The organism is Planctomycetia bacterium (assembly GCA_034440135.1).
In the GTDB taxonomy this organism is placed as follows: domain Bacteria; phylum Planctomycetota; class Planctomycetia; order Pirellulales; family JALHLM01; genus JALHLM01.
In genome coordinates, this window is record JAWXBP010000319.1 from 1 (window position 1) to 24467 (window position 24467).

The following is a 24467-nucleotide window of genomic DNA, read 5'->3' on the forward strand; positions in this document are numbered from 1 at the left end:
AAACGCCGCTGCCGCTCACGCTCGTCGGCGAAGCGATCTCCGTCGCGCTCTTCGGCGCATTGCTCTGGTTGGCCGGACGCTCGATCGCATCGAACTTCGCCTGGGTGCTCTCCGGCGGCGTGATGCTCGCTGCGATCGCTGAGTTGCTGGTGCGACACTTCATTGCGACGAACAGCGCACCAGGGCCGTTGCTTGCCGTTGGCGCGTTGCCGGTGGCGGCGATGTTGCTCACCGCCGGCGTCGTGTGGCGACGTTGGCGAGCTCAGGAGACATACACCGCTGCGGATACGCACGAGCTATTCCGACTGACGGGCCTCACCGCGTTCGCCGGGTTGGCGGCGGCGGGTCTGCTGATCTACAGCGCCGGTGCGACGGCCACGACGATGGAACGGCTGTCGCCGTTGATCGCCCTGTACGCTTGCGGGCCGCTGACGATTGGCCTCGTACTGTGGAAACGCCTGCGCGAGACGGAACTCACTGGCAGCCGCATCATCGGCACCGCGATGGCCGTGGCGGCGGTGATGTTGATGTTGCTGGCGATGACCTTCGCCTGGCCACAACCGGCCGTGATGCTGGCCGTACTCGCCGTCGAGGCCGTCGTGTTGCTCGCCGTGGCGCGCCTGGCGGACATGCCGGCGGCCGTGCTGCCGGGTAGCTTGTGCGCGAGTTTGGCATATCTCATCGCCTGGCATGGCTTCGCCGGGCGTTTGGCCTGGCGCCTGAGCGGCGCCGGGCAATTGCTGGAACAACTCCTGAGTGCCCAGAGCGGCCTCGCGCTGGTCGGTGCTGCGACCGTCTGCGGCGGCGCGACCGGCTGGCTCGCGCGAACGCATCGTGAGACCGCGCGTTACTTCGGTATCGCGGCTGGATTCAACGCGTTGGCGAGTCTCGCGCTCGTAACCTGGTTCGGCTTCGCCCGCGCCGGCGATCCGCATCATGCAACCTGGGTCTATCTGTTCTACGGCGTCGCAGCGCTCGCCGCGGCGCGCTGGGCATTGCCGCGCGTGCTGGTTTGGGTCGGTGCGGCGTTGGTCTTAGCGGCGATGATTCAAGGCCTCGTGTTTGGCGGGCATTTCGCGCTCACGCAACCGTGGTTGGTCGCGCTACTCGCGCACGCCACGTTGTTCGCCTTGCTGGCCACCGTCGCGGAGAGTTGGAAAAACGTCGTTCCGCAAGCCTGGCAGGATACTGCCATCGAGGCGGCGACCGTCACCGCGGCGTTGGGCACGATGCTCGCGCTCGGTGGCTTCCTCTGGTACGACACTGCCACGGTGAGCTGGCAAGTCGCGTGGGCCAGCACGATTTGGTTGATGCTCGCGTTCGCGTGGCGCTCCGCGGCGCTCGTCGGCGTCTTTCAGGCCGTATCTACGGCCGCACTGTTGGGCGCGGTCACCGCGTTCTTGCAACGGCACACTTGGTATCAAGCTTCTCCGCTGCCGCTGCTCGATCCCTGGACCTGGCAGGCCTGGGGCGTGACGCTGGCCGGGACTTGCCTGGCTTGGATGGCCGCTCGCGCTGGACTGCGTCGCTACATCGATGGCCCGCGCGGCGAGGCGGAAATCGCCGTCGCGCGGCCTGCCTGGATGGGCAGGTTCAATGATCAGTTGAGTGCCAGCTCTCCGTTCATGGAACTGACTGTTGCCGGCCTGGCGATTTGCATTTTGCTAGCGATCTCCATTTACGGGATTGTTCCCGGCGTCGCGCAAGAGCTGGCGCCGCGCAGTCTGGCAATGAAGCTCGCCGGGCAAACGGCCGTCACCAATGTGCGAGTCGTACCGCCGCTGGCGGCGTTCGAGTGGTTCGGCGCTCCGCACATGCATGCCTGGAGCGCCGGCGGTTGGGCGTTGTTCGCCGCGTGCGTCGCCGCGCTCTTAGCCAAGTTGCGAGAGCGCGTGACACGAAATCGCCTGGTCACATTGGTGCTGGTACTGAGTTGCGCTTGCCTGCTGATTTCGGCCCGCTTCGAAATCGCCGTTGCGGCCGCTTCCGCGTTGCGGTGGAGCGGCGCGATCTTCCTGTTGATCATGTCTGCGCTTGTTTGGGCACGGGAACCTTTGGCGCGCTGGTTCGCTTCGCTCGGTTGGCGGCTGGAGGATCACGACGCCGCGCCGAGCACCGGCGACGCTTGGATCGCGATCTTATTTGCCGCGCTAATGCCGTGGCTCTGCATGGGGGGCTTCGTCGGAATTGTCGCCGTGATGCAGCGCCCGGCCGAGGCCTTCCTGCTGCGGTGGACGTTGGGAATGTTGGCTCTGTTCGCCGTGGCTGGGATTGCCGGACTCGAACTGCGCAGCGTCGGTAAGCGTGGAACCGGTGAAGCTGGTTGGCGGAGTTGGTCGGCCGATCTGGGGCGCCTGTTGACCGTGCTCGGCGCGATGCCGTTGATCGTGATGGTGCTGTACGTGTTGAGCACCGCCCTGCGCGGCAATCCGGTCGTCGGACCCGACCCGGGCGGCTTATTTGCACGGATGGGACTGGCCACGTCCTATGCCGGGCCGCTGGCGATCGTCACGCTGACGTTGATTGGACATGCCTTGCGCGAGCGCTCGTCGGCCTTCGCGCTGAGCGCCGGGTTGGTGTTGAATCTGAGCGCGACGGCCGCCTACTTGCTGCTGCCGCGCACAGCGGGACTTAAACTGGACGCCGAGCTATGGGTCCAGCTCGCACAACTCAATGCCGGCGTATCGGGCGGATTCGCGATCCTCTGGCTCGCACTGGTCACGTGGCGGCAACGGCGTTCCAGCGACGGAGTGCTCGCGCACGACGGCTATCGCGCCACGCAAGCCACGATGGGCCTGGTCCTGCTGGCGATCGTGTTTGTGCCCGCAGCGCTGGAGTTCTGGTGGACGATCGTCATGAGCCCGGTGCAGAAGCAAGTCGGCAGTCCGGCCGGCTGGTGGTCGCTGGCGCTGGCGGTGATCGCCGCCGTGTGGAACATTCGCCCGCTCGTGTCGTTCGGCGCGAAAACCGATGCTACGCCGGTTAGCTTGGGACATCGCCTGCTGTCGAAATCCACTGCATCGACCGGATTGATCGGCGCCGCGCTCTGGACGCTCAGCGTGATGACGGCCTTCAGCGTGGGGCGTGCGACGAACAACGATTGGTACGCCTTCCACACGTTGTTGGTGAGCCACGTGGCGAGCGCCGCGATGCTGCTCGTTCTGGCGATGGCGGCCGTTTGGCGACAAGCGGTCACGCGCAGCGAAGCCCTGCGTTGTTCGAGTTGGGTGACGTTGTTCGCCCTTTTGGCCACGGCGGTCGCAGTCCGCGGTGCGCTGGAGGATGTCGCTCGCCCAGGTTGGTGGTGGAGCGTTGTCGCGCTCGCGTTGACCGCGCTGATCCTCGCCATGTTGTCGGCATTTGCCGAACGGCGTCGTTACCTTTACTTCGCCGCGGTTTGCGTCAGCGTGGCTGCGATCGCGTGGTGGTACAGCCCTGCGCAGCAAATCGCGTCGCCGGGCGGCCCCGCGAACTTCATGGAGTTTGTTTGGTTCAACGTGATCGCGTTGGCGCTGCCGGCCATTGCGTGGCTGTGGATTGATCGGAAATACATCGCGATCAACACCTTGGAGCGCCAGCCGGGCTGGACGTTCGGTGCGCACCGGTTCTTCACGGCCGCGGCGTCGTTGATTTTTGCCGCCACCGTGGCGATTGGGCTGGCCGCCGATGCGAATGGTTCGCCGAATCACCCCATCGAATGGTTCGGCTGGGCGGCGCTGGCCGCGACGGCCGTGGCAACAGTTGCTTGCCTGTGGGATCCCGCGGTCCGCGGCGGCGTGCCATCGCTGTATCTGCTCGGTCTCGTCGGCGTCGGCTTCGCGGTCGATCGCTTTAATCTGCCGCCCAAGTGGCTGGCGTTCAACGGTGCGGTGATCGCTGCCGCGTATGGTATCGCCACGAGTTATCTCGGCAGCCGGCGCGAAGGGCTTTCATTACTTGCCAAGCGTGTCGGCATTCCCGTCGAGACTTCACGGCGCTGGGATACCCGGCTCTGGTTAGTGCCGGCGAATTGCTTCCTCGTCGCCGGCGTGTTGACGTTGGTGACCGGCATCGTGCTGCGTTACGACGAGTTGACGCTCCGCCTGCTTGCCGGCAAGGCCGCTTGGTTCCAGGTCGTGGGGTTGGCGCTCCTCTCACGTGGATCGACGCGCAATACGTTGCGTTACCTCACGCTCGCGCTGGGCGTTTTCGGCGGCGTCCTCTGGGGTTGGGCTTGGCTCGATCCGCAGGACGGCCCGCAATTGCTCGATCGAGGCGTGATCGCCATGGCGGCGCTTGCCGGCGCCGGCGTAATCTTCGGCTTTGGACTGGTGAAGCTGCTCCGCACCGACAATCCGTGGACGGCCGTCGGGCAGCAGCTTACGCCATATTGCATCGGCGGCGCGCTGGCGGCGCTGGTGGCGATTCTCGGCGGCGAAGTCGCGTACTACCTGGCAAACGACGCTGTGCCAATTGCCGACTGGGGAAAAGCCGTCGTCGCGATTTCACTCGTTGGCCTCGCCGTCGCGGCGCTCGTCGCCGCCGTTGTTCCGGGCAAGGATCCGCTGGGACTCTCGGAACGCGGGCGACAGGCCTACGTCTATGGCGCGGAAGCGCTGCTCGCCGCCACGTTCCTGCACATCCGCATCTGCTTGCCGTGGCTGTTTACCGGATTCTTCACGCAGTACTGGCCGCTGATTCTGATGCTGATCTCGTTCCTCGGCGTCGGGTTGAGCGAATGGTTCCGCCGCCGGCAGCAAGCGGTGCTGTCCCAGCCGCTGGAGCGCACCGGCGCGCTGCTGCCGATGTTGCCCGTGGCCGGATTCTGGATGATCGATTCCGGCACCAACTACAGCGTATTGCTGCTCGTCGTCGGCTCGCTGTACGCGGCGCTCGCCGTATTGCGCAAGTCGTTTGGCTTTGGCATCCTCGCGGCGCTCGCGGCCAATGGCGGGCTGTGGTACTTCCTGCACAAGCAGCGCGGACTCGGCCTGTTGGAGCATCCGCAAATCTGGTTGATTCCGCCCGCGGTGTGCGTGCTCGCGGCGGCATATTTGAATCGCGAGCGGCTGAGCAAAGCACAGCTCACACAGATTCGCTATGTCAGCGCGATGACGATCTACGTTTCCTCAACCGCCGATATCTTCCTGAACGGCATGGCCAATTCTCCCTGGCTGGCGCTGGTCCTCGGCGCGCTTTCCATCTTCGGCGTGATGCTGGGCATCCTGTTCCGCGTCCGGGCGTTCCTGTACCTGGGGACGACGTTCCTCTGCATGTCGCTGATGAGCATGATCTGGTACGCGGCGCACGACAAGGGACAAACCTGGGTCTACTACGCCACGGGCATTGTCGCCGGCGTGGTGATCATCGCAGCGTTCGCCGTGGTGGAGAAGAAGCGCGAGGATTTCCAGCACCTGCTGGAACGTCTGCGCGAATGGGAAGCGTAAGCCGAAGCGTTGCCAGCGGAGGACGATTGCGTTCCTGAACCGCCTGCGCGATGATAGCCGAAGTAGCCGTCGCTATTGCCGTTCCCAGCTCACGCGAGACCGCACGCAATGTCCAGCCCGCCGGACGGGACGCCGCTCGTTGGCGTCATCATGGGGAGTAAGTCCGATTGGGACACCATGCGCCAGGCCGCGGAAATGCTGCGGCAATTCGGCGTGGCGCACGAGAGCCAAATCGTTTCCGCGCACCGCACGCCGGAGCGGATGCACGACTACGCCAAACAGGCGGCCGGCCGGGGCATTGAAGTCATCATCGCCGGCGCCGGCGGCGCGGCTCACCTGCCGGGCATGGTCGCGGCGCAAACATTGCTGCCAGTGCTGGGCGTGCCGGTGCAGAGCAAGGCGCTGTCGGGCTTGGACTCGCTATTGTCGATCGTGCAGATGCCGGCCGGCGTTCCGGTCGGCACGCTGGCCATCGGTGAGTCCGGAGCGAAAAACGCCGCGTTGTTGGCGATCCGCATCCTGGCCGTGAATCGGCCGGACTTACGAGCCAAGCTCGAAACCTATCGCGCGGAACAGGCCGCGCAGGCGATCGCCGAGCCGCTCCCATGAATCAGGTCATCTTGCCAGGGGCGACGCTCGGCGTTTTGGGAAGCGGCCAACTCGGCCGGATGTTCGCAGTCGCGGCGCGCCGACTGGGTTATCGCGTGCATGTGCTGTCGCCCGACGACGACACGCCTGCTGGCCAAATCGCCGACGTGGAAATCAACGCGTCGTACGACGACCTCGACGCCGTGGCGCGGTTCGCTCAGGGCGTCTCCGTCGTCACCTTCGAATTCGAAAACGTCCCGGCCGCGACGACCGACGCGGCCGAACGCTATGCGCCGGTGCGTCCGCGCGGCGCAGTGCTTCATGCCACGCAGAATCGCTTGCGCGAGAAGCACTTTCTACAATCCATCGGTGTACCGACCACGCCTTTTGCGGCAGTGCGATCCCAAGAGGATCTTACACAGGCGGTTGCCGAACTAGGTTTGCCAGCTGTGTTGAAAACGGCGGACTGGGGCTACGACGGCAATGGGCAACGCATGTTGCGCCCAGGCGATGATGCCGCGGCGGCCTGGCGCGAGCTGGCCACGCCGGAGGCGATTCTGGAAGCATTTGTCGACTACGAATGCGAGCTCTCGGTCGTCGGCGCGCGCGGGATCGCTGGCGACGTCGCGCTCTACGGACCGATTCACAATGACCATCGCCATCACATCCTGGACGTCTCGCATTCGCCGGCCGCACTGCCCGAGAAGATCGCAGCCGCCGCATTGGAAATCGGACGGGCCATTCTGACGCATCTCGAAGTCGTCGGCGTGCTGTGCGTGGAGATGTTCCTCACGCGCGACGGCCAGTTGCTCGTTAATGAACTCGCGCCTCGGCCGCACAACTCGGGACATCTCACGATCGACGCACACGTCACCTGCCAATTCGAGCAGCAAGTCCGCGCCGTCTGCGGATTGCCGCTCGGCTCCGCGCGGCAAATCCAACCGGCGGCGATGGTGAATCTCCTGGGTGATCTTTGGCGCGATGGTGAACCAAACTGGGCGCGCGCGTGCGCATTTCCGGAGGTCAAACTGCACCTCTACGGCAAGCAACAAGCCCGACCCGGCCGCAAAATGGGGCACCTGACGGCCCTCGCGCCCACGGCGCACGAAGCGGTGGAGTTGGCGCTGGCGGCCCGCAAAGCGCTGGCGAATGAATGACGACCGTCGAAGCTCGAAAAACGAATGGAGGGCGGTTCGCCATCATATCTGTCATTCCGTCAATTGGATTTCGACATTGCCAGCGATTGTTGCCTCGTGCAGTGGCAGGTGATTCCGCTCGACAGCCGCCTCCGGCGGAGGCATCACAGCATCCATTGGGGCATTCCTAAAGGCCCCGGCGCGATTGGCCTCGACTACGTTTTTGCGCGTGCCCCCGGCCCCAGACACCCGCGCTGAACAGAAAAAACGATTGTCGAAGCTTGAGTGTCGCAGAAATCACCGGCGCCGCTGCGCGGGGCGGGGCGAAGCGGCCGATTCGGCAACTTGTGGCTGCCGGGGCCACTTTCTAGACTGATTCATTCCTCGCTTGAGAACCTAGTTATGCCCGGCGGAATGCTGACATCGACGGAAATCGTCGTCACACCGGTACTTACGCGGAAGCACCGACGCCAATTCGTCGAACTTCCGTGGAAACTCTATCGAAATGATCCGAATTGGGTACCGCCGCTGCGCTCCAATCAGGCGGAACTTTTGGGGTTTAAAGCGCACCCGTTTCACGAAATCGCCGAGGTGCAGACCTTTATCGCCCAGCGCGACGGGGAAACGGTGGGGCGGATCGCCGCGATTCTGAACCACGCGCACAACAAGTATTACGATTCGCAGATCGGCTTCTTCGGCTTTTTCGAGTCGATCGACGATCAGCGCGTCGCCGACGTCTTGTTCGATGCCGCCCGGGCCTGGTTCGCCGAACGGAACATCACGCAAATGCGCGGGCCGGCGAATCCCTCAGTGAACTACGAGTGCGGCCTGTTGGTCGAAGGCTTCGACAGCCCGCCGACGTTCATGATGACCTACAACCCGCCGTACTATCCCACGTTGATCGAACGAGCCGGGTTCGAGAAGGTGCATGATCTACTGGCGTTCTTCGGGCACATCGATCAATTGCCCGCGGTGCAGGCCAAGCTGAAACCGTTGGCCGACATGGCGCAGGAACGGGCCGAAGCGACGATCCGGCCGATGAACCCCAAGCGATTCCGGGAAGACGTCGAGCTGTTTCTCGACCTTTACAACCGCTCGCTCGGCCACATGTGGGGCTTTGTGCCGATGACGGCCGGCGAAGTCCGCGCGCTCGCCAAAGCGCTGCGCTATCTGCTGATCCCGGAACTGTCGCTGATCGCCGAAGTCAAAGGCGAAAGCGTGGGCGTCGTCCTCGGTCTGCCGGACTACAACCCGCGGATCAAACAGATCGACGGCCGGCTGTTCCCGTTCGGCTTCTGGCACTTGCTGCACAACAAGCAGGGCCTGAAACGGGTTCGCGTGGTGAGCATCAACGTCGTGCCCGAATACCAACGCTGGGGCCTCGGCCTAAGCCTGATGCGGGACCTGGTGCCCAAGGTCATCGATCTCGGCATCCAGGAGGCGGAGTTCTCCTGGGTCTCCGAAGCCAACACGATGGCCTGCTCCGGCCTCCGCAAAGGCGGCGCGAAGCTGTACAAGACGTACCGGATGTATGACAGCGTGCGGTAATGACGAATTTCGATGCTGCACAACTCGTTGACAAAGGCGGGCTGTTCATCGCCATTGTCGTGCCCGCTATTCTAGTGTGGCGATATCGCTGGAAGGGCGTACTGATCGACGCGCTATTCTTTTGGATCTCGCTAGCCGTGGTCGGCGAAGCTCTCCAAGTGTTGGACCCCCTTCGCGATGCGGCCTTGACCGACTCCATCTGGGTTCTCTTCGGTTGGATCGGTGGCTTGCTGTATTGCCTGGCGGTGCTATCACTACTCAGAATATTCACATGGATCGCGACCCAGCGACGGCTATCGTGACGGCTGGGCGACGTTCGGCAATGCGCCCTCTGCCTAGGTGACCTTCTCTCGGGTCCTAGGATCACGAGCTCGAACCTCCGTGTCCTCTGTGTTCTCCGTGGTGAACTCTCTTTCTTGCCGCCACGTAATGGAACGTGTAACGCGACCGCCTTACCTGTCGGTCATCGCCGGCACAATCTGCGTGCCGGGCAGGAGTGTGCTAAGGCCGTTTTCCGGCCTGATGCCACCCAAGGGTAGGGCGTTTACGGATCAGGACGATTCTCCGACCCACTTTCTGGGGTCTAGTTTTTTGACCGTCGCGGTAACGTGATCTATATTCAATCTCGGCTAGCCGTGATCTGACCCATTTTTGGCGGCCGCGCTTGCTCCAATTCTCCCCGCGATGGAAGCTGCCATGCGATTTTGGGTCCTGGTTCGGCGTTCGGCGCCATGCTGGTTGGCCCTGACGTTGTTTGCCCTGGTTCCAGTCCGCGCCGCGGAACTGGCCGGCAGCGTCGCCCCCACCGCCGCGGTCGAAGATCTCGCCCGTGATTTCCTGGAACGCGGCAAACTGCTCGAAAACGAGCGTCGCTGGGGCGAAGCGCTCTCGCTCTATGAAGAGGCCTTGCGCGGCGCCCCCGGGCATGAGCAACTGCATCGCCGCCACGACGTGGTGAAGCTCCGTTACGACGTCGGTCGCCGCTACGGCAGTCCGGCCTTCCAGCGTTCCACCAGCAGCTTGGAATACCGTCAGGCGCTCGATCTGTACACGGAAGTTCTCCACAAGATTCAAACCAATTACGTCGATCGGCCCGATTGGCACGTCCTGGTCGATCGCGGCACTGCGGCGCTCGATGTGGCGCTCGTGGAACCGTCGTTCGCCGAGCGTTTAATGCCCCGTATCGCGCAGGAGCGGGTCGACCGCTTCCGCCGCCTGATGCGCGAGCAGCCGCCCAGTCGCAACGTCGACACCATCGACGAAGCCCGTGCCGCCGTGGACCGCATCGCGCGGGTCGGTCAACGCGACCTCGGTCTCGATGCCCGTTCGGCCGTGATGGAATACCTCTGCGGCGCCGCGAATCTGCTGGACCCGTATTCGACGTTCCTGACTTCAGATCAACTCGACGAACTTTATTCCCAGATCGAAGGCAACTTCGTCGGCCTCGGCGTCGAGCTCAAGGCCGAAGGTAACAAATTGCTGATTGTCCGCGTGATTCGCAATAGCCCCGCCGCCCGCGCAGGGTTGTTGGCCGGCGATCATATCGTCGGCGTGGACGGCAAAAAGACCGCCGAACTGAACGCCGACGTCGCCGCCGATCTGCTGCAAGGCCCGGAAGGGAGCACCGTGGAAGTCACGGCGAAGACGCCTGGGCAAACGGAACGAGCGCTCAAGATCCGCCGCGAATATGTAGAAGTGCCGAGCGTGGACGACGTGAAGATCGTCGACGCCGACTACCATATCGGTTACCTCAAGTTGACCTGCTTCCAAAAGACCACGACCCGCGACCTCGACGAGGCGCTGTGGAAACTGCACCAGCAAGGCATGCGGAGCCTGGTGATGGATCTCCGCGGCAATCCCGGCGGATTATTGACCACGTCGGTCGAAGTCGCCGACAAGTTCCTGGACCACGGGACCATCGTCTCCACCCGCGGTCGGAATAAGCGCGAGGACTTCAACTACACGGCCGAAGCGCCGGACACCTGGGGCGTCCCGCTCGTGGTGTTGATCGACGGCGACAGCGCCAGCGCCAGCGAGATCTTCGCCGGCGCCATCCGCGACTATCATCGTGGCACCATCGTCGGCGTCCGGAGTTACGGCAAAGGCTCCGTCCAGGGGCTGTTCCCGCTCTCGATCGGCAACGCCGGGATGCGGCTCACGACGGCCAAGTTCTATTCGCCGCTAGGAAAACCCTTCAGCGGCATTGGCGTGGAACCGGACGTGCAGGTGCAAACGGTGAACAAGCCGATTGCCCAAACGGAATCGGAAGTCGCCACGCTCCGCGTCTTTCAAGACGAAACGCTGGAAGCCGGACTCACGATCGCCCGGCAGCAGACGGCGCAGCGGTAGGCACGCTGTTTGCGCTGAGCAGAATCTTCGACGCTTCAGCGGGTTCTGCGGGCCGTGCCTGCAAACCGTCACCTGTTGCGCAGCACCAGCACAATGAGCTGCGTCATATTCGCGACTTGCATCTTGTTGAGTAGCCGCGCGCGGTGATGTTCCGCGGTCTTGGGGCTGATGCCGAGCCGTGCGGCGATATCGCGGGTAGACAGCCCCTGCGTGGCGAACTCCATGACTTCACTTTCCCGATCCGTGAGCGATGCCAGGCGGCGCTCGACGCAGGCGCGTTGCACAGCCAGCTCGCGTTCCGCTTCGAATTTGGCCACGGCACGCGTGATCGACGCGCCAAGCACCTGCGCCTCAATCGGCCAGGCGTGAAAATCGAAGGCGCCTTGCTGCATCCCTTCCACCGCCATTCGCACGCTGGCGCCGCGGACAAAACCGATGATCGGCATGCGATCGCGGCGCGATCTCAACAGCTCCGCGGCGGCGTCGCCATTCGCAGCCGGCATGAGCCAGTTGAACAAGATGCAGTCGCGCGCATCCGCCGTCGATCGCTCCAAGAATGCTTCCACCGAAGAGTAGGCGACTATTTGAAAGCCTAGCTCCGCGGCCAGCAGGTTGATCGCGTCTTCCAACTCTGGGTCATGGTTCAACCAATGCACCGTGGGCGGCGCATCCCAGGCCCTCGGGCAGACATTCACAAACGCCTCGATAACGTCAAACGCCAGTACGACTCGTAGGAAAAAGGCGCCTTAATCATTCGTGCGCGGAACAGCAAGCCGGCACCCAGACATTACCTAGTTGGCGGATGAACGCGCGTGCATGGGTGAAGTCACCTATGGCGCACTTGCACGTATTTTCACGCTGCTGGTTGAATTCGGGAGTAGACGCCTGTTGTCGACCTGTCACGTATGCAATAGGAGTTGGCGATCGATTACAGCGCAACGTTTACGCGCTCGGCTCGTCCTCTCCCCTCTCGCTGGCGCTTCGGGTTGGTGTTGCACAACTAATTCGCCGGGTCGAAGCGGAGCTGTGCGGTGACGGGAAAATGGTCACTGGGATATTGACCGTCGCGCTCGAAGGTGATGATGTCGGCGCGTTCGCAGCGCACGGGGCCGCGCGTCAGGATCCAGTCGATGCGGCTGCCGTCCGGCTGGGGCCGATGGTAACCGTGAAACGTGGCGAAGAGCGGTCCGCGGTCCGCCGCCGCGAGCCAAGCGTCGGTCAATTTGTCATCGCCCACGAGCAAATCGTAGGCGACGTTGTGCTGCGCCACCGCGTTGAAATCTCCCAGGACGATCACGGGGAGTTTTGTATTGAGCGCTTGAATTCGCTCCCACAGCAACGCGGCGCTCTTTTCACGGGCGAGTTGAATTTCATGATCGAAGTGCGTGTTGAAACAATAGAACTCGCGTTTTGTCGCGCGATCCCGGAAACGGACCCAGGTGACCATACGACGATTCGAGTTGCCCCACGTCGTCGAACCGATGCGATCCGGCGTATCGGAGAGCCAGAAGTGGTCAAACTCCAAAGGCTCCAACCGTTCGGTGCGATAGTACATCGCCATGAACTCGCCGCGACTGCCCCCTTCGCGGCCGAGACCGATCCAATCATATCCCTCCAGATGGGACGCAAAGTCCTTGGCCTGACGGTACTGCGTTTCTTGCGTGCCGATAACATCCGGCTGCTGCTCGGCGAGCATCGCCAACGCCACGGGTAACCGTTCGCCCCAGGCATTGGGCGGAGTGTCGCTGGCGTAGCGGACGTTGTAAGTCATCACTTTCAACGAGTCTTGTTCATCGTCCGCATGAAGGACGGCAACCTCCGCACTGAATAACAAGACCAGGAACAGAACGAGGGCGCGGGGACAATTCACGGGAGGAAGCTCCAGATGTGGGACCGGGCGACGCCGCTACGATAACGCGCCCCGGCGCGCAGGACAAATCACATTCTGTAGCCGAGTTCTGTGAACTCGGCCGGTGTGGACAGAGCGCCGTCCAACGCACCGAGGTCACAGACCTCGGTTACAGGTACGAGGGCGTTTTACCGAGCGGCGCTGGTCAACGCCATGGCGAGATCGCACTCCAGTTCCGGGCCGCGGGCCAAGGCGGCACGGGGATCGGACGTCGGGCCGCAGATGTCGCCAAGCCAGTCCGCGTATTGCTCGAAAACGGCGCTCGATTGAGGCGAGGGCGTGCTCCGTACTTGATCCAGCAAGCTTTCCAGCAAGTGCGTCGCGCGGGCGACCGTGTCGATCGGCACCACCATCGCCGCACCTTTGATGCAATGCAGAATCCGGCCCAACTCTTGCATCGCGGGCGCATCGGCCGTTCCCGCACTGAGTTGTTCCGACAAGTCGCTCAATCGGACCAGGTGCGATTGCAATTCTTGCACGAACGTGCGCCAAAGCTGGCGATCGACACGGTCGAACTCCAAGTCCGTGGAAGTCGACACGGCGGCCGACGGCCTCGCGACGGTGGCCGTGCCCTGCGTCGCACAAGCGGCATGGGCGGGCACAGGCTGAACGGTGCGTTGCGGCGCAGCGCTCGTGGGAGCCGCCGTCGGATGGGGCGCTGCGAGCACTGGAGTTACCGCCGCGGCGGCGACGACCGCCGGCTGGGGCATAGGCGATGGTTGCGTCGGCGCGGCCACCGTTGTTGGCGAAGCGTATGATCCGCCACGGGCCTTGCTGATCAGTTCGTCGGCCAGTGCAACGACCTTATTGAGCTGGGGCTTGGAGATCTGCGCATCGGCGCCGACCGATTGGCCCTTCTTGTGGTTGTCCGCCGTGATCAGCGAGGAGTACAGCACCACGGGAATGCGGCGCAGCTCGGGATGATCCTTCACGCACTTCGTGAGGTGCAACCCGTCCATCTGCGGCATTTCGACGTCGCTAACCAACAAGTCGCCGACGTCTTCCACACGGCCGCGTTGCTTGAACCGGGCCTGAATCTCGCGCCAGGCGTCGGCGCCGTTGGAGAAGGCCGTGGTATTGGTATAACCGCTGGCGCGCAACGTCTTGGTGATTGCCTCGCGCACCGTGGCGGAGTCGTCCGCGATGAGCACGCGCATGGTATCGCGCGGCACTTGATGTGGATTCGGCGCTTCCTTGGCGTTCAATTCAAAGCCGGTCACCTGGTCGATAATCAACTCGAAATCCAGCAGCACCACCAGGCGATCGTTGCAACGCGCCACGGCCGTCAGCGGCGAGTGCGACATCGCCATCAACGGCGGCACGCTGAGAATCTGCTCCCAACTCAGGCGATGAATCCGCTCCACGTGGTCGACGAGGAACGCCGTCTGCTGCTGATTGAAGTCGGTCAAAATCATCGTGCGTTCCCCCTCTTCGCCATTGGAGGGAAGCTCCAGATGATCGACGAGTGAGACGCAGGGAATGACTCGATTGCGTAATTTGAACACACCGCGCACCGAGCGATGCGCCTTGGCAAGGCGCGTGATCGGTTGCAGCGCGAGCACCTCGCGGACCTTGGCCACATTGATGCCGAACGTGTAATCCGCCACGCGGAACACCAACATTTCCAGCTCGTTGGTGCCGCTCTCGAGGAGGATTTGTTGATCCAAAAGGATGCTGCCGACGGTCGACATGACGCGCGAAGCCTGCGGGTGGGAGGGGCGGAACGGTCCACGTTTGACCAACGCTGGGGACCGAAACCGTGCTGAAATCTAGCTTCCGATAAGTGATGTCGGGCGCACCCCGGCGGTTTCCTAAGCTATGTACTGCTAGCGGTCTCCGCGACGGCGGCGCGCCCAACCCGCGCGCAGCCGGGTTATCCCGAATATCGGAGCGCACGACAGCCATGATTGCCATTATCGGATTCATCGTCGTAACCGGTGCGGTGCTGGGAGGCTTCGTCCTGTCCGGCGGGCATGTTGGCGCATTGCTTCAACCGTACGAGTTGCTCACCATCGGCGGCGCGGCCTTGGGCGGCCTGATCGTGATGTCGACGAAAAAGATTCTGGTCGATCTCGTGAAAGGCTGTCTCGCCTGCTTGAAAGGTTCGCCGTTCGGTAAACCGGCCTATCGTGATCTGTTCAAACTGATGTACACGCTCTTGCGGCTGGCCCGGCGGGACGGACTGCTGGCCCTGGAAGCGCACGTCGGTAAGCCGCACGACAGCAAGATTTTCCACGAGTATCCGCGCATCTCGAAAAACCACCACGTCACCGACTTCATCTGCGGCGCGTTTGCCCCAGTGCTCGACGGCACGGTGCGGCCGGAGCAACTACCTGAAATGCTCGAAGCCGAGATCAAGGTCATCGAGCAGGAACATCACGCCCCCCTGCACGCGCTGCAGAAGACGGCCGACGCCCTGCCAGGCTTCGGCATCGTGGCGGCCGTGCTCGGTATCGTGATCACGATGGAATCGATCAGCGGGCCGGTCGAGGAAATCGGCCACCACGTCGGTACGGCGTTGGTCGGGACGTTCCTCGGGATCCTGATGAGTTACGGCTTCTTCGGCCCGCTGGCTTCCCGCATGGAATTGCTGGGGCAGGAAGAACTGGTGTTCTTCCGCGCTATCGCCAGCATCGTCTCAGGCTTCGCCGGCGACGCCTCGCCGAAAGTGGCGATCGAGCGGGCGTGCCGTGGAATCGGTTCCGCGGTCCGCCCCAGCCGCGACGAGCTGGACAAGATGTTCAAGGAAGTCGAAGGAGCGTAGCAGAAAAGTAAGAATGACAAAGTAGGAACCAAGCTCCCTACTACCTACTCCACCTACTCCACCTACTCCACCTACTACCTACTCCACCTACTTCCTCATCACATCGCATCAAGGTTGTCTCTATGGCTGGTGGCGGTGGTGCATGGAAAGTCGCCTACGCGGACTTCGTGACCGCGATGATGGCATTCTTTTTGGTGATGTGGCTCGTCGGACAGGACAAGCCGGTCAAGGAAGCCGTCGCGCAGTATTTCCGCGATCCCTTCGCCGTGCCGTCGGATAAGCCGGGCACGCAAGCGCCTGGGCCGAGCTTCATGCCGCACGAAGGGACGAATCCGCCGCCTCCGCAAGGCGACGGCGGCGACAAGAAGGGCGGCTCCGGCGAAGGTACGAACAAGCGCGGTCCACAGACGGTGATTCGACGTCCGTCGAGCGCGTTCATGTATCGCGACGGCAGTCGCTCAAGCGTCGGCACGCACCTGCCATTCGCCATGGAAGGTGATGCCATCGACGATGCGGGGAAGAAGAATCTCGACGAGCTGCTGCCGATGTTGGCTGGCAAACGCAATCTGCTGGAGATTCGCGCGAACGTCTCCGAACGGCCCCTCGAATCGAACGAAAAGTTCGCCGATCGCTGGCAGTTAGCGTACGCACGGTGTGCGGCGACGCGGCAATATCTGATCGACCATGGTGTGGAACCGGACCGCATTCGCATGAGCCAAGCCGGCGGGCACGGAGGTGAAGACCCCGCCGTGTTGGACGCCAAAGTCGAGGTCTACATGCTGGATGAATTCGCTGGCGGCCCAGAGGGCGCTGCAGGCGCAGCGCCCAGTGACGCGCCGTGGAATGTCCCCGGCGCTGCGCCGGCGGCAGCCGAACCCCATGCCGCTGAGACGCACGCTCACTAGCGCGAGTCCAGCGCGAGGATTCACCACGGAGATCACGGAGATCACGGAGGACACGGAGAAGGCTGAGGCGCTTGGGGTTTTCTGGACAGTCCTAAACCTTATTCTCAAGGAATCAGGAAGGACAGTAGGGCGGGCCGTGCGCGCGCGTGGAGGTGGTTGTACTTTTATATCGCGTGAATCGCACGTGGCGTGATTTTTCTCATGACGTAAGGCTCGCCGCGCTCAGCGCGGCGGGCCTCACTTTCTGGAATCCAAATAGATCGTCGTCGTGCAGCGCCGCATCACATCGCATCGCGCAACGCGCGCACGGCCCGCCCTACGCGTGGATGCGCCCCTCCTCCACTGAAAACTGAAAACTGAAAACTCCGTTACTTCTTCCTCATCTTAAGTCGATACTCCACGGTCAACTCCACCGGTTGCCCCTCGGGCGCGGCGGCTCGTAGCTTGGCGGTGTCGCCGGCGAGGGAATACTCAAACGGCTTGCCGAGCCAAGGGTCTGTCGGCACCGGTACGCACGTGACGTCCGCGAGCGACGCCGGAAGATTGCCGTCGTGCTCAGCAGCGTGCATGCGGAGGGCCTCGATCGTGCGCACCAGTGCGAATTGACGCTCCTGGCGCTGCATGGCTACACGGAAATGGGCGAGCGACGGAAGGATCAACTGCGCGAGCGGCAAGCCCTGGTCGTTGCGCGGCGTCTTGCCAACTTTCTCGATGGCTTCCAACAACCCTGTCTGCCCGGCCTCGAACGGGAGGTAGGCCCACTTGAAGACTTCATCGCGGTGGCGATTGTAGGTATCGACGGTGAGAATCACGATCGCCTGCGCGGGACAGATCCTCTCAACCTCTTCCTGCGACATGCCGTGATCGAGCAAATGCTGTTTCGCGTTCGGATATGACTTCTCGCGGATGACGGCGAGGTCGAAATCTTCCGGCAGCTTATCGCCCATCAGCAGCATGTCGTGATGAAGCTGAGACAGTAACGCATCCCAATACGCTTCCTCGCGACCGCTGACTCTCGGGTTGCTCCATTCCGGATACGACAATTCCATGCAGTACGTCTCAGTCGCGAGGGCGTCGCGCGTATTAAGAAATGGAGAGGGCAATTGTGTGAGCGACCAATACAGATTGGGCGCGTCGGGCAATGTACCCAACTCAGCCACTCGCTCCGAGAAAGCGCCGGCGATCGAAACGCCAACCAACACGTGAATCAACGTCGGACCCGCCGCAACTTGGCGCGCTACCGCGTAGCCGACGCGAATAGACTCGATCGCACCGTCTGCATCGCCTTCGGCGATTTGAATCTTGGTCTTCAACGCCAAAAACCACGCCTGCTGACGCAGTGGGTGCAGTTCCGGCAACAATATTGCGAAGAACGGTCGTTCTCCCAGCGGCAATTGCCACGAACAATCGCGACACATGGCCGCATGAGCGAGCCAATTGTCGCGAACGACGTTACGTTCCAACAGCTTGCGCGCCTCGTCGACCGAGAAATCGTCAAGTGGCGAGTTCAAGTACTTGTCGAGCAATTCACGGTCCGCATCATTCGTTGGCGACGGGCCAAAACCCATCGAGAACATGCGAGCATAAATCAACACCGCGTCCTGCGGCTGCAGCTCCGGCAGCGGCGGTAAGAGCGGGTACTTCAGCGCCGGCACCGGCGCGGCGGCTGGCGTGAGGGTGAGTTCGATGATCCGCTCGCGCGGCTCGGATTCGTCGGCTTGTGCGACGGACGCCAGCGTGAGTAACGCGCAAATGGCGAATGTATTGAGTGAGCGAAACATGCCTTGCTTTCCTGGAAATGGAATTCGTTGTTGACTGGGAAGCGCCAACACTAGCCCGTAGCGCCAGCGAGGGAGAGTTGACGCGGCTAGCAGCTACCGGACGAAACTCTCAACACCGCCGGATCAGCCTGCTTCCGACGACATCTTTGAGAGTTTGATCCTATCTATTTCAGCAACGTCCTCGCTCCCTCGCTGGCGCTACGGGCTAGTGAGCTGCGAGCTAGCGAAGCTCTTGGGAATACTGCTCGAGCAACTGTCGATAAGACGGCGTCGCTGCGGATTTTTCCCAGCCCGTGTTCGAAGAAATCACCAGCGGCTCGCGCCAATCGCCTTGGATCGCGCGATTGCGCAGGGCCAGATACCCGAACTCCGCGTCCGCACTGCGCACGGGCGGCGCCTCGATCGCCGGTGCGGGCGGCGCGGGCGGCGCGGGCCGTTCGACAACTTGCTCCTCCGCGCGAGGTTCCGGTTGCATCGTCATCGCCACCAGCAATCCCGCCGCGAGCGCCGAGATTCCGTTCGTGGCCGCGAGCAGCCACCAACGCCGTGGTGTCACACCGCGTTCCACGGACGCCTGACCGGCGCGGAACATGAGTTGATCGCGGCCGAGCGCCGCCGTCGGGCGCAACGATTGCAACTGTTTCTCGAACCCGCTCAGCGGATCGGGCGTGCTGGCGTCTCGTGGCATGGGACGTTGAACCTCGTGCGTAAGGCGGTCAGCCCGGCCTGATACCAGCGATGAGCGGTGCTGGTCGACGTGCCGGACAGTTCCGCGATTTCCTCGAACGACAATTGTCCCCACAGCCGGGCGACGATCGCCTCGCGCTGCTCGGCCGGCAGCGTTTCCAATGCCTGGGCGACCTCTTGGCCGTCGAGCCGATCCGCTTCGGAAACTATGAACCAGGGGGCGCTCCGATTGGCCCGGGATTGCTCGCGCCGTGTGCGCCGCTGCGAGGAGCGCCCCAGCGAAATCGCCCCGTTCCGCACCACACGAAACAGCCAGGCCGCCGGGCGATCCGGCACGGCCGCCTGCCGCGCAAGTTGCACGAACGCCTCCTGCACGACATCCTCGGGACTCGCGCACCACTGCCGCGCATAGAGCACCAGCGCCGGACCCTGTTCGTCCAGCAATCGACCCAATTCATCCGGTCCAATCGAGGGCATCACGCATGCCGGGCAGGAAAACGGCGTCAGTACTTAGAGAAGACGCCGCCAGCGTAGATATTTTCCATGAACTATAAAGGATGGCCGTTGTTGTCGGTCGCATGTGCCTGCGTCTTAAACTTGTTGAGAAACGCTGCGATGGAACCATCCTCTCGTTGAATGAGCGTGGCGCCATCCTGCCAGATGCCGTTTTCAGCCCACCATTGGCTCCCAAGGGGATCTCCCTGATTCTGGTGGATGTTATGGACACCTACTCCCACCGTGAAGGGTTCGCCAAAAATGAACAGGCGTTTCGCGCTGTTCAATAGCGGTTCTAGGTCCGCTAGCGCCTGAATGCTTGTCCCTTGCTTCCAGGGTGGGTTGATCGCCAGTTGCAGGGCTTGGCGCAGAGCTTCGAAAAGCGGATTGAAGATCGCGAATACGCAGCCTACCTTCGGATGCAGTTCGTCCGCGCGGATGTAGTCAAGCGCCCCAGACGTACTGTTCGACAGCAACGCATGCCAGCCGTCCGCCAACGAAGTAAGTCCCTTCAAAGTCGAAAGGCCCATTTCAACTTTGCGCCATTCCACGCCGTTGGGCTGCTGCTTGCTATCGACGTCGATCGCGCAACGATATATGCCTCCCGACGTAGCAACTTCAACATTGCCGTGAAAGTATTGTCCGTAGTCGTTCGGCGGGTCGCGATAGTAATGGTGCTTCGTCCCAATGACGACGCCGTAGCCATGATTGAGTGGCATGAGTCGGCCTCAAATGCGCGAGAAGACGGCAAGAAAAGAGCGGCGACTACGGAAGTATCGCCGAAACCGCTTTGCGCAGCAATTAGCGCCTCGGCCCTACCCCCAAACAACCCCGCGTTCCCCCTCGGCGATGTGGCCGATCGGCCAGCTTTCCAGGCCGGTCGAGGCGAGTTGCTGGCGGACGCTGTCGGCGTAGTACGCGCTCACGGCGACGACCAGGCCGATGCCCATGTTGAAGACGCGTTCCATTTCCGCTTCTTCGATTTCGCCCAGTCGTTGCAGCCAGCGGAACGCCTTCGGGATGGGCCAGCTATCGCGGCGTATCACCGCTCGCGCGCCCGTGGGAAGAATGCGTTCCAGGTTCTCGAACAACCCGCCGCCCGTGATGTGGGCGAGGCCATGCACCACGTTCTTCACCGGGTAGTGCGCCAAAAGTTGCCGCACGCCGCGCACATAAATCTGCGTCGGCTCCAGCAGCACTTCCGCCACGGACTTACCCAGCTCGTCGACGTGATCGTTGATCTTGAGCTGCGCGATGTCGAACACGACGCGGCGGACCAGGCTGTAGCCGTTGGAGTGGAACCCGCTCGACGCTACGCCCAGCAGCGTGTCGCCAGCGGCGATGGCGCGGCCGTCGATGACTTTCTTGCGCTCCACGACGCCGACGCAGAAACCGGCCAGGTCGTAGTCGCCGCGTTTGTACAGGTCGGGCATAATCGCCGTTTCGCCCCCCAGCAGCGCGCAATCGCTCTGCAGGCAGCCGTTGCTAATCCCGGAGACGATCTGCTCCAGCAATTCCGGGTCGTCGTGGGACATCGCCACATAGTCGAGGAAAAACAGCGGCTCCGCCCCGCAGCAAAGGGCGTCGTTGACGCTCATCGCCACCAGGTCGATCCCCACGGTATGATGCACGCCGGATTCGGTGGCCACCTTGAGCTTCGTCCCCACGCCGTCGGTGCAGGAGACCAGCACCGGGTCCTGGTAGTTCCGGGCGAACAGCTTGCTGGCAAAATCAAGCTGAAACAGCCCCGCAAACCCGCCGTCGAGCCGGATTACCCGAGGGCTATAAGTCCGCCCCATCAGCCGGGGCAGCCGAGCCATCGACTGCTCGTAAACTTCGAGGTCCACCCCGGCGTCTTTGTAAGTCGCTTTGCCCATTCAAGTTGCTCACCGCGGTCGGCCGGAGAATTCCGGATTTTAGCCCGTACAGAGTGTGCCGGGAAGCGGCAGGATTGGTTGGGCTTACACAACGATGCAATGAGGACTAACGCGACCAGCCGCTCCAAAACATCATGACGGCCACGCTGGCGCCATGGACAACAAGCACTGTCATAAGTGCGATCCAGAATGGCCGCATGACGAGCACACGCGCGTAGGCCGCATATAGTACTCCTGTTCCAACGAAGTACATGCCGAGAAAGATTGTATCGTTCATGTGAAACAGCCGGGCGAATAAGAACGTTGGAGCGCCGGTTAATGCAATCCACCAATAGGTTCCGTGTCCACCGCCAGCCGTGAATGTCGAGCAGGTTGCACACGTCGCGCCGACACCGAACGCCCAAAAGTAGTTGAGCGGCGACCAGCGACTGCCGCCGTGAGACGGCTGGCGCTCCGACACTGTTTGCGGTGATTGGTATGGATTGTCGTCATCCACGGTTGGGCTCATAAGTGGTTTCAAGCCGTCATTCAAACTCTCGCGACGCCCACCAGATCAGGCATGCGCCGCCGCAGACCAGGCAAATCGCCGCGGGCAGTACGAACCAACCGCTCGTCTGCGGGCCAAGCGCGATGAGCGTACCGAAGGAAACCACGACGATACCGACCAACGCCATGGCGGCGCGAATCGACAGCTGGAACCACCGCGACTTGATGAAGCGTTTCGACGAATCGCTGCTACTTTGCGGTGAGCGATACGGATTCGGGTTCTCGACGGCGGTTGCATTCGAATCTGATCTGTGAGAGACACTGTGTTCACCGGGCGTTCGACGACGCGTTCGCTCCGTGTACCGCCAAGCGATCAGCAGCAACGTGACGAAACATAGAATGAGTAGATCGGCCAGAGGCCAAGCCTCCCAGCCGATCTCGCCGCGCCCGACGCCGAGTTGAAATTCTCCCATCCCGGCGATTCTAACCACTGGCGACGATTGGGCCGAGCTCCAACGCTGAATTCCACGATTTGCGTCGCGAAGCCCAGGGCATGCCACCCGAGTCGTTGCCAATGGCGACGTCACCGGGGGCCTGCCCTGGGCTTTTTCTTGTTCGACGAAGCGCCGGATCCGCCGCGTCTACGGCATGCCCCCCGCCCCTGTCCCCACCGCCGAATTCTTGGCAAACTACCTCCCATGACCAAGAAACTTGCCATCGTCATGGCCGCAGGGAAGGGGACGCGGATGAAATCCGAGTTGCCCAAGGTGCTCGTGCCGGCGCTGGGGCGGCCGATTATTGACTACGTGCTGGACGCCCTGGAAGAAAGTGGCATCGACGAGACCGTGGTCATCGTGGGCTACCGGGCCGACGACGTGAAAATCGCCCTGGCTGGCCGGAAGAATCTCTCCTTCGCCTTGCAGGAAGAGCAGCGCGGGACCGGGCACGCCGTGATGTGCGCCCGGGCGGCGCTGGAGCGGCATCACGGTCCGGTGCTGGTCGTGACCGGGGACTCGCCGATGTTGCAGCCGTCGAGCGTCCGGGCGTTGTTCGAAGAATTCGAACGCCGCCCGACCGCCTGCCTGATGGGGACGGCCCATAAGGAAAACCCCTACGGCTTGGGGAGGGTGGTCCGCGATGCGAACGGCGATTTCCTGCGGATTGTCGAAGAAAAAGACGCCTCGGAAGAGGAACGCCGGCTCACCGAGGTCAACATGAGCACCTATCTGTTCGACGCTCAGGAGTTGCTCCAGGCGTTGGGCAAACTGCAACCCAATAACAAGCAGGGTGAGTATTACATCACCGACGGTCCTGGTATCCTCAAGGACGAGGGAAAACGGGTCGCCGCGCTCGCCGTGCTCAAGCCGGTCGAGGCCCTGAGCATCAATACGGTGGACGACCTGGCGGCCGTCGAAGCCGCGCTGCGGGAGGAAGGGAAGGGAGAAAAGAAGTAAAGGAGTCGAGGAGAAAAGGAGGGGCGCTTTCGACGATTTCGAAGCGGCGGCTACTTGACTCCTATTGTCCTTTATTCCTCTACTGCTCCCCCCAAGCCATGATTGATCTGAAAATCTTTAGCGGCCGCGCGAATCAGAATCTGACGCGGCGGATTTGCGATTACTTGGGGCTGCCCGTGGGAAAGATTTCGCTGGGGAATTTTCCCGACGGCGAAGTCTCCTGCAAGATCGACGAAGACGTCCGCGGTCGCGACGTGTTTCTCGTCCAGCCGACCTGCCCGCCGGTGAACGACAGCCTGATGGAGCTCTTGATTATGATCGAGAGCTGCAAACGCGCCAGCGCGGAGCGGATCACGGCCGTCGTGCCGTACTACGGCTACGCCCGGCAGGACCGCAAGGACGAAGGCCGCGTGCCGATCACGGCCAAGCTGGTCGCGAATCTGATCACCCGCGCCGGCGCCGATCGCGTGCTCTCGATGGACCTGCACGCGCCGCAGATTCAAGGTTTCTTCGACGTCCCCGTCGATCACTTGTACGCCGCGCCGGTGCTGAACCAGTACTTCGCGGAGATGGACGTCCCGCGCTACGAAATGATCGTCGTCAGTCCGGACGAGGGGAGCATCAAACGGGCGTTGGGCCACGCCAAGCGGCTCAAAGCCCGGCTGGCGATCGTCGACAAGCGCCGCAGCAGCGCCGAGGACACGCATCAAGAGAACATCATCGGCGCCCCGGTCGACGGCAAGGTGGCGGTGATCTTCGACGACATGATCAGCACGGCCGGTTCGATCTGCGGCGCGGCGCAAAAGCTCAAAAGCGCCGGCGCGCGGGAAATCTGGGTCGCCGCCACGCACGGCGTGTTCTGCGGCCCGGCGATCGAGCGGATGGAAAAAGCGCCGATCACTCGCGTCGTCATCACGGACACGATCCCGCTCAAGCCGGGCCTGGAAAACGGGAAGATCGAAGTCCTCTCGATCGCGCCGCTGTTAGGCGAAGCGATCAAGCGCATTCACCGGAATGAGTCGATTAGTGAGCTGTTTGATTGAGGGGAAGTAGGGGAAGTAG

At 62.5% G+C, this 24467-nt stretch carries 20 protein-coding genes; 10 read left to right on the forward strand and 10 right to left on the reverse strand.

The features are described 5' to 3' along the window. The 6 genes from SGJ19_19245 to SGJ19_19270 all read left to right on the forward strand — a co-directional run. Nucleotides 1–5426, forward strand: a 5426-nt coding sequence (locus SGJ19_19245) for a hypothetical protein (GenBank protein ID MDZ4782386.1), incomplete at its 5' end; no start/stop codon positions are given. Between the two features lie 108 nt (nt 5427–5534). After that, on the forward strand, nt 5535–6035 hold the full coding sequence (purE, locus tag SGJ19_19250; protein MDZ4782387.1) for a 5-(carboxyamino)imidazole ribonucleotide mutase: 501 nt from the start codon (nt 5535–5537) through the stop codon (nt 6033–6035). Continuing rightward, a complete protein-coding gene (locus tag SGJ19_19255) occupies nt 6032–7171 on the forward strand; it encodes a 5-(carboxyamino)imidazole ribonucleotide synthase (protein ID MDZ4782388.1) in 1140 nt (379 codons plus the stop codon). Before purE ends, SGJ19_19255 begins: the two co-directional genes overlap by 4 nt. A gap of 381 nt (nt 7172–7552) precedes the next feature. After that, nucleotides 7553–8698, forward strand: a complete 1146-nt coding sequence (locus tag SGJ19_19260) for an N-acetyltransferase (GenBank protein MDZ4782389.1) — start codon at nt 7553–7555, stop codon at nt 8696–8698. Next, nucleotides 8698–9000 (forward strand): hypothetical protein, encoded by a 303-nt coding sequence (locus tag SGJ19_19265; GenBank protein ID MDZ4782390.1) that lies wholly within the window; start codon nt 8698–8700, stop codon nt 8998–9000. Before SGJ19_19260 ends, SGJ19_19265 begins: the two co-directional genes overlap by 1 nt. A gap of 394 nt (nt 9001–9394) precedes the next feature. Continuing rightward, nucleotides 9395–11047: a S41 family peptidase gene (locus SGJ19_19270; protein ID MDZ4782391.1), complete on the forward strand. Its 1653-nt coding sequence runs from the start codon at nt 9395–9397 to the stop codon at nt 11045–11047. Between the two features lie 68 nt (nt 11048–11115). Here SGJ19_19270 and SGJ19_19275 read toward each other — a convergent pair whose 3' ends face one another. The 3 genes from SGJ19_19275 to SGJ19_19285 all read right to left on the reverse strand — a co-directional run bounded on the left by SGJ19_19275 (nt 11116) and on the right by SGJ19_19285 (nt 14647). Then, nucleotides 11116–11742: a LuxR C-terminal-related transcriptional regulator gene (locus SGJ19_19275; protein ID MDZ4782392.1), complete on the reverse strand. Its 627-nt coding sequence runs from the start codon at nt 11740–11742 to the stop codon at nt 11116–11118. A 305-nt stretch (nt 11743–12047) separates the two neighbouring features. Further along, entirely contained in the window at nt 12048–12917 is an 870-nt protein-coding gene (locus SGJ19_19280; protein MDZ4782393.1) for an endonuclease/exonuclease/phosphatase family protein, read from the reverse strand. A gap of 167 nt (nt 12918–13084) precedes the next feature. After that, the gene (locus tag SGJ19_19285) at nt 13085–14647 is read right to left on the reverse strand and encodes a chemotaxis protein CheW (protein ID MDZ4782394.1); all 1563 of its coding nucleotides are present in this window, start codon (nt 14645–14647) and stop codon (nt 13085–13087) included. Nucleotides 14648–14859: 212 nt separating this feature from the next. Between SGJ19_19285 and motA the strand changes: the two genes are divergently transcribed. Beyond that, nucleotides 14860–15720 carry a flagellar motor stator protein MotA gene (gene motA / locus SGJ19_19290; protein MDZ4782395.1) on the forward strand — a complete coding sequence of 287 codons (861 nt, stop codon included), beginning with the start codon at nt 14860–14862 and terminating at the stop codon, nt 15718–15720. 122 nt (nt 15721–15842) lie between these two features. After that, the gene (locus tag SGJ19_19295) at nt 15843–16625 is read left to right on the forward strand and encodes a flagellar motor protein MotB (GenBank protein MDZ4782396.1); all 783 of its coding nucleotides are present in this window, start codon (nt 15843–15845) and stop codon (nt 16623–16625) included. 368 nt (nt 16626–16993) lie between these two features. Here SGJ19_19295 and SGJ19_19300 read toward each other — a convergent pair whose 3' ends face one another. From SGJ19_19300 to SGJ19_19330, 7 genes are all read right to left on the reverse strand, one after another. Next, the gene (locus SGJ19_19300; GenBank protein MDZ4782397.1) at nt 16994–18406 is read right to left on the reverse strand and encodes a hypothetical protein; all 1413 of its coding nucleotides are present in this window, start codon (nt 18404–18406) and stop codon (nt 16994–16996) included. Nucleotides 18407–18626: 220 nt separating this feature from the next. Further along, nucleotides 18627–19094 (reverse strand): hypothetical protein, encoded by a 468-nt coding sequence (locus tag SGJ19_19305; protein MDZ4782398.1) that lies wholly within the window; start codon nt 19092–19094, stop codon nt 18627–18629. Further along, entirely contained in the window at nt 19061–19570 is a 510-nt protein-coding gene (locus tag SGJ19_19310; protein ID MDZ4782399.1) for a sigma-70 family RNA polymerase sigma factor, read from the reverse strand. Before SGJ19_19310 ends, SGJ19_19305 begins: the two co-directional genes overlap by 34 nt. A 71-nt stretch (nt 19571–19641) precedes the next feature. After that, entirely contained in the window at nt 19642–20307 is a 666-nt protein-coding gene (locus SGJ19_19315; protein MDZ4782400.1) for a DUF2278 family protein, read from the reverse strand. Between the two features lie 96 nt (nt 20308–20403). Next, a complete protein-coding gene (purM, locus tag SGJ19_19320) occupies nt 20404–21465 on the reverse strand; it encodes a phosphoribosylformylglycinamidine cyclo-ligase (GenBank protein MDZ4782401.1) in 1062 nt (353 codons plus the stop codon). A 106-nt stretch (nt 21466–21571) separates the two neighbouring features. After that, complete coding sequence (locus SGJ19_19325; protein ID MDZ4782402.1) at nt 21572–21961, reverse strand: hypothetical protein; 390 nt, start codon at nt 21959–21961, stop codon at nt 21572–21574. A gap of 28 nt (nt 21962–21989) precedes the next feature. Next, nucleotides 21990–22424: a hypothetical protein gene (locus tag SGJ19_19330; GenBank protein MDZ4782403.1), complete on the reverse strand. Its 435-nt coding sequence runs from the start codon at nt 22422–22424 to the stop codon at nt 21990–21992. Nucleotides 22425–22649: 225 nt separating this feature from the next. Between SGJ19_19330 and SGJ19_19335 the strand changes: the two genes are divergently transcribed. Together SGJ19_19335 and SGJ19_19340 are read left to right on the forward strand one after the other, a co-directional pair. After that, complete coding sequence (locus SGJ19_19335) at nt 22650–23405, forward strand: NTP transferase domain-containing protein (GenBank protein ID MDZ4782404.1); 756 nt, start codon at nt 22650–22652, stop codon at nt 23403–23405. A gap of 98 nt (nt 23406–23503) precedes the next feature. Further along, nucleotides 23504–24448 (forward strand): ribose-phosphate pyrophosphokinase, encoded by a 945-nt coding sequence (locus tag SGJ19_19340; protein ID MDZ4782405.1) that lies wholly within the window; start codon nt 23504–23506, stop codon nt 24446–24448. Nucleotides 24449–24467: the final 19 nt, after the last annotated feature.